This window comes from Allofournierella sp., from assembly GCF_048388525.1.
Classification (GTDB): domain Bacteria; phylum Bacillota; class Clostridia; order Oscillospirales; family Ruminococcaceae; genus BQOK01.
The window spans coordinates 20,653-32,610 of record NZ_DBGCTQ010000034.1 but is presented as its reverse complement, the minus strand read 5'-3'; the positions used below and the strand labels follow the sequence as shown (position 1 = coordinate 32,610).

The 11,958-nt window shown below is 63.4% G+C and carries 8 protein-coding genes; 6 read left to right on the top strand and 2 right to left on the bottom strand.

What is annotated here, in order from left to right:
* From ACMLHZ_RS03050 to yfcE, 5 genes are all read left to right on the top strand, one after another.
* The coding region (locus ACMLHZ_RS03050) for an efflux RND transporter permease subunit (protein ID WP_418666334.1) at window positions 1-2,926 on the top strand (2,926 nt) is incomplete at its 5' end.
* 138 nt (window positions 2,927-3,064) lie between these two features.
* On the top strand, window positions 3,065-3,952 hold the full coding sequence (locus tag ACMLHZ_RS03045) for a S66 peptidase family protein (RefSeq protein ID WP_418666333.1): 888 nt from the start codon (window positions 3,065-3,067) through the stop codon (window positions 3,950-3,952).
* A gap of 118 nt (window positions 3,953-4,070) precedes the next feature.
* On the top strand, window positions 4,071-5,696 hold the full coding sequence (locus tag ACMLHZ_RS03040; RefSeq protein WP_418666332.1) for a phosphotransferase: 1,626 nt from the start codon (window positions 4,071-4,073) through the stop codon (window positions 5,694-5,696).
* A gap of 11 nt (window positions 5,697-5,707) precedes the next feature.
* Window positions 5,708-7,030, top strand: a complete 1,323-nt coding sequence (locus tag ACMLHZ_RS03035) for a hypothetical protein (protein WP_418666331.1) — start codon at window positions 5,708-5,710, stop codon at window positions 7,028-7,030.
* Entirely contained in the window at window positions 7,027-7,569 is a 543-nt protein-coding gene (gene yfcE / locus ACMLHZ_RS03030) for a phosphodiesterase (protein ID WP_418666330.1), read from the top strand. Before ACMLHZ_RS03035 ends, yfcE begins: the two co-directional genes overlap by 4 nt.
* Before the next feature lie 106 nt (window positions 7,570-7,675).
* Here yfcE and ACMLHZ_RS03025 read toward each other — a convergent pair whose 3' ends face one another.
* Window positions 7,676-8,917 (bottom strand): sensor histidine kinase, encoded by a 1,242-nt coding sequence (locus tag ACMLHZ_RS03025; protein ID WP_418666329.1) that lies wholly within the window; start codon window positions 8,915-8,917, stop codon window positions 7,676-7,678.
* Window positions 8,910-9,590, bottom strand: a complete 681-nt coding sequence (locus tag ACMLHZ_RS03020; protein ID WP_418666328.1) for a response regulator transcription factor — start codon at window positions 9,588-9,590, stop codon at window positions 8,910-8,912. The genes ACMLHZ_RS03025 and ACMLHZ_RS03020 overlap by 8 nt, the downstream gene beginning before the upstream one ends.
* Before the next feature lie 136 nt (window positions 9,591-9,726).
* On the opposite strand from ACMLHZ_RS03020, the gene ACMLHZ_RS03015 reads away from it, so the two are divergent.
* Window positions 9,727-11,955 carry an extracellular solute-binding protein gene (locus tag ACMLHZ_RS03015; protein ID WP_418666327.1) on the top strand — a complete coding sequence of 743 codons (2,229 nt, stop codon included), beginning with the start codon at window positions 9,727-9,729 and terminating at the stop codon, window positions 11,953-11,955.
* The last annotated feature ends 3 nt before the right edge of the window (window positions 11,956-11,958 follow it).

Genomic DNA, 11,958 nt, shown 5'->3' with positions numbered 1-11,958 from the left:
CACCACCATCGCGGCGGCGGTCATTACCACCGTGTACCCTGGCGCAGGCCCGGAAGAGGTGGAGAGCTTTGTGACCGAAAAGCTGGAGGACAAGGTTAAGACCCTGGACCGGATAAAGTATTACACCAGCATGAGCATGGACTCCGCCAGCGTGATCACCGTGATGTACGACGACGACGTGTACATCGACGAAGTGGAAACAAAGCTGCGGCAGGCAGTGGCGGACGTGCAGGGTGAGCTGCCCTCCACCTGCCAGGAGAGCATGGTGCGCACCGACCTGATCACCAACAACGGGTTCATCATCAGCCTTTCCAGCGATGTGTATTCGGCCGCCGAGCTGGAAAGCTTTGCAAAGACGATCCAGGGCGGGCTGGAACAGGTGAAGGGCGTTTCCGGCGTGAGCATTGCCGGTGAAAAGGAAAAGCGGGTGGTGGTGGAGGCCGATATCCACCAGATGCGGCTGTATGGCGTTTCCATCGAGAATATCCTGCAGCTGATGCAGGCGCAGAACCTTTCGATCCCGGCGGGCAGCATCACCTACGAATCCGGCTCCATCAACGTGGCCAGCTCCGGACTGTTCGAGAACCTGGCTGACATTGAGAACACCGTGGTGGCCGGCGCCGAGGATTCGCTGAGCTTTGTAAAGCTGAGGGACGTGGCGCAGGTCTACATTGAGGACGCGGACGAGAGCTACTACACCCAGGACGGCCGGGACGCGGTGCTGCTGGTGGGAAAGCTGGAAAAGGGCGAGAACGCGGTGAACATCGGCAAGGAGCTGCGCCGCACCCTGGACGGGATCAAAGCCGAAATGCCCGAAGATCTGATCTTCCACGAGGTCATGTATGCCCCCCAGGACATTGAGAACAACATCAACAGCTTTATACTGAATCTTTTGGAGAGCATCCTTCTGATTGTGCTGGTGGTTATGCTGGGGGTGCGGGTGCGCAATGCACTGGTCATCAGCGTGGCGCTGCCCATGAGCATCCTGATGACCTTTATCGTAATGCAGCTGCTCTCCATCGAGTTTCAGTTCATCTCGATCGCGGCGCTCATTGTGAGCCTGGGCATTCTGGTGGACAACGCGGTGGTCATCAGCGAGGCGATCCAGCAAAACCTGAACGCCGGGCAGGAAAGGCAGGAGGCGATTCTGGGGGCGGTGCGCGTCACGGCGGTGCCGGTGCTCACCAGCACCCTCACCACCGTGGTCACTTTCAGCGTGATCTATTTTGTGCCGGGCGTGGTGGGCCAGGTGGCGGGCACCATTCCCACTGTGGTCATTGCGGCGCTGGGGGCAAGCTACCTGGTGGCTATGTTTTTGATCCCGGTGCTGGCCTCGTTCTTTTTTACCCCTGAACCGCCGGGCCGGGCGGCCCGGTCCGGGGTGGTGCGCCGTTTTTTTGAAAGGCTGCTGGCCTTGGGGCTGAACCACCCAAAGCTCACCCTGACGGCCGCTTTTTCCACCCTGGGGGTGGCGGTGCTGCTGGCGCTGCAGCTGGGCATCCAGTTCTTCCCGGGCAGCGCAAAGCCCGTGTTGTACATCAACGTTTCGGGCGAAACCATGAGCCTTTCCGAGACCGGCCGCATCTGCGAAAAAGTGGGTGCGCTGCTGGACGGGGACCCGCTGGTGGAGCATTATACCAGCGCGGTGGGCAGCGGGCTGCCCAGCTTTTTCCTCACGGTGCCCAGCATGGCCCCCGCCAGCAACGCGGCCCAGTTTATGCTGCAGCTCAATGAGGACGAAGTGAAGCGGTATGGTGGCACCGACGCCGCGGCCCGGCACCTGCAGGCCGGCATGGACGAAGCGGTCGCCGGCGCCGTGGTGGAGGTAAAATGCCTGGAATACTCGATGCCCACGGACGCAAAGATTGTGCTCACCGTGAGCGGCGAGGAGCAAAACAGCATTAACGCCGCGGCCGAGCAGATCGCCGAGGCCCTGCGCGCTTTACCCGGCACCGACAATGTGCGAACCAACGCCGTGGTGCCGCAGTACCAGTATAAGGTGCAGCTTGACAGCGAGCGCCTGTCCGGCTACGGCCTTTTGAAATACGATGTGATCAAGCAACTCAACACCAGCCTGATGGGGGCCGCCGCCAGCCAGTACACCGTGGGCGGCCGCGATATGGATATTGTGGTGCGGGCAAACGTGGAGAACCTGGAAGACCTGCAAAACCTGCCCATCGTGGGCAGCGTGAGCGGCAGCAAGGTGCTGCTGGGCCAGGTGGCCGAGATTGGGCTGGAGCCCAGCACCCCGCTGATCCGGCACTATAATGGCCAGCGGTATGTGGACGTGCTGGCAGGGGTGCTGCCCGGCTATTCGGCCGCCAAGCTGGAAAGCAGGCTGCAGAGCGAATTTTTGGACGGGGCGGAGCTGGAAGGGCTCACCGTGACCGAGCGGGGGGAAACCAGCAACATGCTGGACCTGGTCACAAGCCTGGGCATTGCCGCCGTTTTTGCGGTGCTGGCCATCTATATCATCCTGCTGCTGCAGTTCCGCAGCTTTGCAAAACCCCTGAACGTGCTCACCAGCATCCCTTTGAGCCTGATCGGCTGCTGCCTTGGGCTGTGGCTGTTCCGCATGGACATCCAGGTTATGGCCCTGCTGGGGCTTGTGAGCCTGTTCGGCGTGGTGGTGAACAACGGCATATTGCTGATCGAGGTGATCGACGCCGAGCGCCGGGCCGGCACGCCGGTGCGCGAGGCCTGCCGCGACGCAGTGCGCCAGCGCTTTCGGCCCATTATGCTGTCCAGCATTACCACCTGCATCGGCCTGGTGCCCCTGGTGGCGGCGGGCGACCCCATGACCGCACCCATGGCAAGCGTTCTGCTGTTCGGGCTTTTGGTGTCCACCGTGCTCACCCTGGTGGTGGTGCCCACCATCTACATGCTGCAGGCCGGGCATGGAGGCCACGGGAAAAGCAGGAATTGAGCGCATGAGGCGGCCCCGCGGCCCGCAAAGACACGGGGCTGATTTTGGCGCGGCTTGAAAAACCGGCGGCCGGGCGTTTATAATGAAGATGCCCGGGCGCTGCTAAGCGGGCGACAAAAACAAAAAGGCGGTTTTTAAATGACAGCACAGCGATTGCGGCGGGGCGACACCATTGGGATCATCGCCCCCAGCCAGGTGCCGGACCGGGCGGTGTATGAAGAGAATATCCGCTGCCTTGAACGGCAGGGCTACCGGGTAAAGCGGGGCCAAAACCTGTACAAAGCCACCTACGGCTACCTTGCCGCCGAGAGCGAGCGCGCGACCGACCTGAATGCTATGGCGGCCGACGACGAGGTAAAGCTGATCCTGTTTGGCGGGGGCGAGGGGGCGGCCGAGCTGCTGCCCCTGGTGGATTTTGCGGCCATCAAGGCGCACCCAAAGCTGTTTTTGAGCTACAGCGACGGCACCTCGCTTTTGGCCGCGATCTACCTGAACACCGGGCTGGTGACCTATTACGGCCAAACCCCCGGCGTGGCGGCCCGCCCCAGCGCCTACGACCGGGCCCAGTTCGAACAGCACATCATAAGGGGCGAAGCCGGACCCTTTGTGAGCAACGGCGAACGCTGTGCGCTGCACGGCGGCGTGGGCGAGGGCATCCTTTTGGGAGGCTACGCGGGCAACATGGCGCTGCTGGTGGGCAGCCGCTATTTCAGGACCGACCCGGCCGCTCGCTACCTGCTTTTTTTGGAGGATCACGAAACCTTCCACAACGTGGCCCATGTGAGCATGCTGCTCTCGCACCTGGAGCAGAGCGATTTTGCGCGCCAGATCAGCGGGCTGCTGTTCGGCCATTACTCCACCGCTGCCCAGCCGGAGCTGCGGGAGCGCCTGGCCCGCTTTGGGCAAAAGCACAAGGTGCCGGTGGTCTGCTGCGACGACTTCGGCCACGGTGAAAACCACGCGATCCTGCCCATCGGGCGCCGCGCCGTGCTGGACGGCGACCAAAACACCCTCTGGTTCTGCTAGCTTTTGCACCGCAGCGCAAAAACGCCGCCCATTTGGTTGAAACGGGCGGCGTTTTTACGTATAATAGAACTACATAAGCGCGGCGCCTGGGAAGCGCCGCGGAAAAGGAGAGTGCGCCATGCCCAATCTTTTGATTTTGGGAGCGGGCGGCTTTGGGCATATGATCTACGAGAACGCCCAGGCCACCCGCCAGTTCGACCGCATTGCCATGCTGGACGACGCGGCCAAGGAGCCGGCAGTGGTCGGCAAATTGGTGGATTACAAGGCCCTGCGCAGGGAGTACCCCTGTGCTGTGGCGGCGTTCGGCAACAATAAAATGCGGGTGCACTGGGTGGAAAAGCTGCTGGAGGCGGATTTTGTGGTGCCCACCATCATCCATCCCTCGGCGGTGGTGAGCCCCAGCGCGGTCATCGGCGCGGGCAGCTTTGTGATGCAGCGCGCGGTGGTGAATACCCACACGGTGCTGGGCAGGGGCTGCCTTGTGAACTGCGGGGCCATTGTGGATCACGACACGGTTGTGGAGGATGGGGCTCACATCGGCCTGGGCAGCGTGGTAAAGGCGAATTGCCGCATTGGGGCCTGGCGCAAGGTGGAGGCGGGCGAGGTGATTTTTGCCGCGCGCCGCCGCATCGACGGGGTGGGCACCCGCGAATTGGAGGATGCGCTCTATGCCTTTGGGTTTGGCAACCAGTGCAGCTATGTGCGCCCGTTCGGCGCGGGGCACATCAACGAGACCTACGCGGTGTACATGCCCGCAGAGGGCGGCAAGGACGAACTGCGGTATGTGATGCAGCGGGTCAACAAGCACGTGTTTAAAAACCCGGGCGAGGTGATGGCGAATATTTTTGGCGTGACCGAGTACCTGCGGGGGGTCATCCGCGAGAACGGCGGCGACCCGGACCGCGAAACCCTGAGCTACATCAAGACGAAATCCGGCGAAAATTATTTTGAGGACACCCAGGGCCAGCCCTGGCGCTGCTATAACTTTATCCCGGATTCGGTCTGTTACCAGAGCGTGGAAACCCCCGAGCAATTCTATCAGTCGGCCCGCAGCTTTGGCCGGTTTTTAAAACAGCTCGACGGCTACCCTGCCGATACCCTGTATGAGACCATCCCAAAATTCCACGATACCGAGGACCGGCTCGCCAATTTTGAACGGGCCCTGGAGCGGGATGTGAAAAACCGTGCCCGCACCTGTAAAAAAGAGATCGATTTTGTGCTGGCGCGGCGGGCGGACTGCAGCGTGCTGATGGAGCAGCTGCGCAGCGGCAGCCTGCCGCTGCGGGTAACCCACAACGACACCAAGCTCAACAACATCCTGTTCGACGCAGCCACCGGCAAGGGCCTGTGCATCATTGACCTGGACACCATTATGCCGGGCCTTGCCCTGAACGACTACGGCGATTCCATCCGCTTCGGCGCCACCCGCGCGGCCGAGGACGAACCGGATCTCGCAAAGGTCCATTTTGACCTGGAGCTGTTCGAGGCGTATACCTGCGGCTATCTGGAGGCGGCGGGCGACGTGCTCACCCCTGCCGAGAAGGAATATCTGCCCTGGGGCGCAAAGCTGATTACCCTGGAGTGCGGCATCCGCTTCCTCACCGACTACCTGCAGGGCGACGACTACTTCAAGACCCAGTACCCCACCCACAACCTGGTGCGCTGCCGCACCCAGTTCAAGCTTGTGGAAGAGATGGAACAAGCCTTTGGCAGGATGCAGGCCATCGTGAAAAAATACAGCTGAGGAGAAGGATGTTGGAAACATTTTTGAACGACCCGTTGTATCTCCAGGTGGATATCGCCCTGCTGGGGATGCTGCTCGGCGCGGTGGTATCGGCGCTGCTGGCATTCCAAAGGGCGGGCAGCTTTGCCGGGGGGATCCGGCGGTTCTGGGGCGCAGAGGAGCTTTTGTTTGGAGGCTGGGCCCCGCGGCCCCGCCTTGCAGCGGGGCCCGGGCTGTTTGTTATCGCTGCGGCCCTTCTGCAGTTCGGCGTGTTTTTTGGCAACAGCCTGATCCGGGAGGTATGGCCCGGAACGATTGCGGCAATGGCGCTGGTGATCGACCACCTTTATGGGGCAGCCCTTGTGTGCAAGCTGCTGCTGGCGAGCCGGTATTCCGGCAAACAGCTGGTGGTGGCGTGGCCGGTGTTCTTTGTGCTGCGCTGGGTTTTTATGAACAACCATAATAAATGGTTCATGTTGGGTGTTCTGTTTTTGTTGGCCGCCAAGGATGTTCCGCTGCGCCGCCCGCTGAAGGTGTGCCTGGCGGTGGGGGCGGCCAGCCTGGCGGTGGTGATGACCGGCGCGGCGCTGGGGTGGGTTCCCACACTGCTTTTGGAGGGCGGCCGGCCCCGCAACAGCTTTGGTTACGGCTGGCCCAATTTATTGGGGGCGTTTTTACTGGGCGCGGCGGTGATGTATGTATGCTGGCGGCGCGCGGAGCGGTTGAAATGGTACGATTTTGTGTTGTTGGCGGCGGTCACGGTTTTCTGCGACCGCGGACCGGACAGCCGGGGCGGGACCGTGTGCCTGGCGCTGCTGCTGGCGGGTATGCTGGCGGCGCGTTTTTTGCCCCGCATCTTCGGCCCTGCCCTGGTGCGGGGTCTGCTGGCGGCCTGCCCGTTTTTGGCGTTCGGCGCGAGCTATTGGATGCACTGGGCCTACACCCCGGACAATGTTTTGCTGGAAAAGCTTAACCGACTGTTTACCGGCAGGCTGTACTTAGGGCATGAAGCGCTTTTGAAGCTTACGCCCCGCATTGCAGGGCAGGCAGATCTGCAGGGCGCCATCATCGACAATCTTTATCTGGGCTGGTGGTTCAGCGGCGGCCCGGTGGCCAGCCTTTTGGTGTGGGCAGGGTTTGCATTTTTGCTGTGGAAGCTGCTTAAAAATGGCCGCATTACCGAGAGTGTGTGCTGCCTGGCGTTTCTGGCCCACGGTTTTATGGAACCCCATTTGATGTGGCCCTGTGTAAATGTTACAGTGTGGCTGCTGGCAGGCGTTGTGTATCTTGTGCCGGACGGGCGTTTCCCAAGCTTTGCACCCGTCCCATGCAAAAAGGAGAGTGAAGCCCCATGAAACTGCTCATTGCCTCGGACCTGCACGGATCCGCCTGGTATTGTGAAAAGCTGCTGGAGCTTGTGGAAAAAGAGCGGCCGGACAAGCTGCTTTTGCTGGGGGATCTTTTGTACCATGGCCCCCGCAACGATCTGCCGCGGGGGTATGACCCCAAGCGGGTGATCCCCATGCTCAACGGCTTAAAGGACCGGATCATCGCCGTGCGGGGCAACTGTGACGCCGAGGTGGACCAGATGGTGCTGGAATTTCCCCTGATGGCCGACTACACCACCCTTTGGCTGGAAACGGGCAAACCGCTTTTCGCCACCCACGGCCACCTGTTCGACCCTGCGCACCTGCCCCCGCTGCCGGCAGGCAGCGCCTTTGTGTTTGGGCATGTGCACACAAAATACGCCTGCCGGCAGGGCGATACCCTGATCCTGAACCCGGGCAGCCTGGCCCTCCCGAAGGACGGCAGCCACAGCTATATGACCTACGAAAACGGCGTGTTCACCGCAAAGACCCTGGAGGGGGAAGCGGTGATGCGCGCGGAATATTGAGGGCCGGGCGCTGTGAAAAGCCGCCTTTTGGGGCGGCGCGGGCGCGCCGCCCCAAAACCACGAAGAAGTACAATGCGGCCCGCCGGAATTTCCGGCGGGCCGTTTGCTATGTGCCGAGCTCGGCGCTGAAGGCAGCCCCGCCGCCCGGTGCATCGCCCACCGTGAGCCGCGTGTTCAGGGCGTGGGCCAGTTCCCTTGCCACCGCGAGCCCTAAGCCCGCATGGTGCTTGGAACTGCGGCTGGCGTCGCCCCGGTAAAACCGCTCCCACACCCGCTCCCGGTCGGCAGGGGCGATGCCCGGCCCTTCGTCCCGCACCGTCAGGCGCACCCGCCGCCCGGCCGTGCGGACCGAAAGGGTCACCGCCGTGCCGGCAGGCGCGTATTCCAGCGCATTGTCCACAAAAATGCCCAGCAGCTGGGCCAGGCGTTCGGGATCGGTGAGCACGCAGGGCAGGGGCGAGGGGGGAAGGTCCAACGCGAAGCGCAGGCCGCGCCGGGCAGCCAAGGGGGCGAAGCGCTCAAACAGGTCCACGCAAAAGGTGTCGAGGCTGGTGGGTATGCTGTGTACCGCCCAGCGTTGGGCGTCCGCGCTGGTGAGACATAAAAGGTCGTCCGCCAGGCGCGCGAGGCGGTTGCTCTCCCGCTCGGCGGCGGCCAGCAGGGCGGGGGCTTCTTGGGGAGCCCCGCGGGCCGCCTGCAGACTGGCAGTGATCACGGCCAGCGGACTGCGCAGTTCATGGCTGGCTGCGGCCACAAATTCGGTTTGGCGCTGCAGCGCACGGCGGGTAGGGCGCAGCGCCAGGCCGGCGAGCACCCAGCCGATCAGGGTCAGCAGGCCAAAGCCGGCCAGCCCCAGCGCTAGGTACTGCGCTGCCAGCCGCCGCAAAAACGCCTGTTCGCCGGCGAGGGGCCGCAGCAAAGCGGCCAGGCAGACCCGACCCCCGCCCGGCCGCAAGGTGACGGTTTGCACGCTGTATTCTTCCCCCGCCGCGCCGGCAAGCAGGCCCTCGCCCATGCCCGCGGCCATCTGGCCGCGGAGCCGGCGCCACAGCTCGGCGCGCGATGTGGCGGATTGGGCTGCACCGGCAAAATTCAGCAGGCGGCCGCCGTCCTCGATCAGGGCAAGATAAGGGCCGGAGGCCTCCAGCTCTGCCAGCCAGGCGTGGCTCACCCGCCCCTGCGAGAGCTGGGCGGTAAGGCCTGCCAAGGCCGCCTGGTGAAGGGCCTGCCTGCCGGTGGCGTACTGCGCGGCCGCAAGGCGGTAGGCGACCGCGAGCGCGCCGGCCAAAACCAGGGCGGTGAGGGCGGTAAATAGGGCGGCAAGCCGCAGGTGCAGCCCCTTAAGCACGGGGGGCCTCCAGGCGATACCCCACCCCGCGCACGGTCACAAGCAGGGTGCGGGCCTTCACCGCCAGCAGTCTGCGCCGTACAAAGTGGATGTAACTGTCCAGGTTGGCGTCTTCCACCTCGCTGTAGGGGCCCCACACCTTGCCCAGCAGGAGGCCGCGGGGCAAAAGCTGCCCGCCTCCCCGGATCAATGCCTCCAGCAGTTCGCACTCCCTGCGGGAAAGCCCCGCGCTGCCCCCGGGGCCGGTGAGCAGCAGCTGCGATGCATCCAGCGCCAGATCCCCAAAGCACACAGGGCCCTTACAGGCGGGCGCGCCGGGCCGCCGGGCCAGCGCGCGCACACGTGCCGCCAACTCTCTTAGGTCAAAGGGCTTGGCCAGGTAGTCGTCGGCCCCGGCGTCCAAGCCGTCCACCTTGTCGTGCACCGCACCCAGGGCGGTGAGCAAAAGTACCGGGGTAGACACACCCGCGGCGCGGGCGGCGCGCAAAAGCTGCAGGCCGTCCAGCCCGGGCAGCATGCGGTCCAAAAGGCACACATCGTACACACCCTCTTTTAAATAGCAGAGCCCGGCCTCGCCGTCGTGGCAGGCGTCAAGCTGCCAGCCCTCCCTTGCCAGGCCGGCCGCAACCGCGGCGCAAAGGTCCCGGTCATCCTCGATCATCAAGATGCGCATTCGGCGCCACCTCCTTTTGGCATCGCTCTCATTATACACCACCCAGCTTGAACCATCCTTGAAAAAAGAAGCTTTTTTCAAGGACTTTTCAAGAAACCGTGTGATATGCTGGGGTTTGAAAGGAAGGGATGTGACCATGAAAATAAAACGCAGAATAATCGCCGCCCTGCTCTGTGCGGCGCTGGCGGTGAGCGCCGCAGGCTGCAAAGGGCAGCCTTCTGCCCCGGCCGGCAGCACAGCCCCCACGGCAGGCCAGGGGCAGGGTAGGGCGATGGGCCGCTGGGTGGAGACCCGGCTTGACCCCTCGGGTTTGTCGGAAGGGAGCTTTGCACTGGGGGTAGGCGCAGCCGGCAGCGACACGCACTTTTTTGTGAGCGACCAAGAGAACCTGTACGATTGCGCGGAGCGGGAAGGCGCGCTGGAGATCCGCGGCACCTTTCATAAGCCAGAAAGCTACCTCACCGCCGCGGCCGCACAGGGAGGGCGGATCGCCTATACACAGCGCACGGCGGAAAACACTACCCGGCTGATTCTGGCACAGGGGGAAGAGGAAACGCAGTGGGAGCTGCCTGCACTCGAGGGAGGGCTGGTGGAGGCCATTGGATTTATGGGCGAAGATGCGTTGTTTGTGGAATATATGCCCATGGTAGAGATGGAGGAGGAAATGCCGGGCGCTGCCTATTCGGGATATGCTTTTGTGGTGGTGGACCTGGAGAATGGGGAGATCATAGGGCAGGCGGCCCTGCCCGAGGGGTGGTACGGCGGCATGGCGGCGAATGCCGAGCACGTGTTCTGCCTTTCGCAGGCAGGGCTGCTGGAGGTGTACGACCGCGGGGGCGAACTGCAGGCTGGGTTGGGGGCACAGCTGAATGTGAGCGGCTCGTTTGCCCTGACCGCCACCAAAGAAGACCTGCTTTATTTTGCCGACGCCTCGGGGGTATACCGCGCCGCGGCGGGCGGCACGCTGGTGGAAACGGTGCTCGAAGGCGGCGGCCGCGCATTCGGTGGGCCGTCCAGCTACGTTTATGGGCTGGCAGTGAGCGGAAGCGGGGATTTGCTGCTGGCGGTGCGGGACAGGGAAACGGACCGGCAGAGCAGCTTTTTTGTACACTGCCGTTTTGATGAGACGCTTCCGGCAAAAAAAGAAGCGGAACTGGTGGTCTGGTCGCTGCAGGATCAGCCTAGTGTGCGCGCGGCGCTGCTGGCCTATGAGCGTGCCCACCCGGAGGTGGCCGTGGTCTGGCAGCCCGCCTTGGGGCAGGACGCGGGCGATGCCGATTGGGCGGACGCGGTGACGGCGCTGAACACTGCGTTGCTGGCCGGCAGCGGCCCGGACATTTTGATCCTGGATGGGCTGCCCTGGCGCCAATACGCCGACCAAGGCCTGCTGGCCGACCTGGAGGCCATAAAAACACAGAACCTGCAGCAAAATCTGTTGGCCCCGTTTGAAGAACCGGGCCATCGCTGGGCCATCCCCGCCCGCTTTACCCTGCCGCTGTTGCTGGGTACCGAGGAAGCCTTGGCAGGCCTTGACAGCCCCCAGGCAGTGGTGGATAAGATATTGACCATGCCCGCCCGGCCCGCCGGCATGAACGGCAGCAGCGAGAACTATTACGAACAGCGCCCGGAAGAGCGGCAATATGCCATGAGCTTTATCAGCCGGGCAGCACTGTTTGAATTCCTTTACCCGTTGTACGCACCGGTGCTGGTGCAGGGCGGCGCGCTGAACGAGGCGGCCCTCACCGAAATGTATCGCCAGTTGCAGGTGGTGAGCGAGGCCTATGGCCTGCCCGCCGAGAACGAGGCAAACCAAACCGGGATTGATGGGGGCGTTGTGGTGGGAGACGAGCTGTATGAGTTCGGCATGGGGGCGGCGATCGGTTGGTGCGAGCTGGCCGACACGGATATGCTTGCCTTCAATCACGCCTACGCGCTGCAGGGCGACGGGGGCGAACTGAACCGGCAGTTCACGGCCCGCGTGCGCGCGGTTGCCCGGCCGGGCACGGCCGAGGGGCTGTATACGCCGGTGTGTTTGGCGGGCGTAAACGCCTCCACGGCGTTTCCCCATGAAGCGCTGGCATTCATAGACACCCTTTTGAGCGCTGAGATACAACAGGCCCACCTGGGCGACGGCTTGCCGGTGGAACGGGCAGCATTGGAAAAACAGCTGGCCGGCGGCGAGGCGGTAAAAGCGCCGCTGGCCGCCGGGGATGTGGCGGCCCTGGTAAAACAGGGGACCACCCCGATCCAGAGCGACTGGCAGGTGAAAAGCGTTTTGGCCCGCTGCGCCGGGGAGGACGCGCCGGAACAGGCTGCGGCCGCGGCAGCGGAGGCCTTGAGCCTTTATCTGGCGGAACAGGGATAGGCA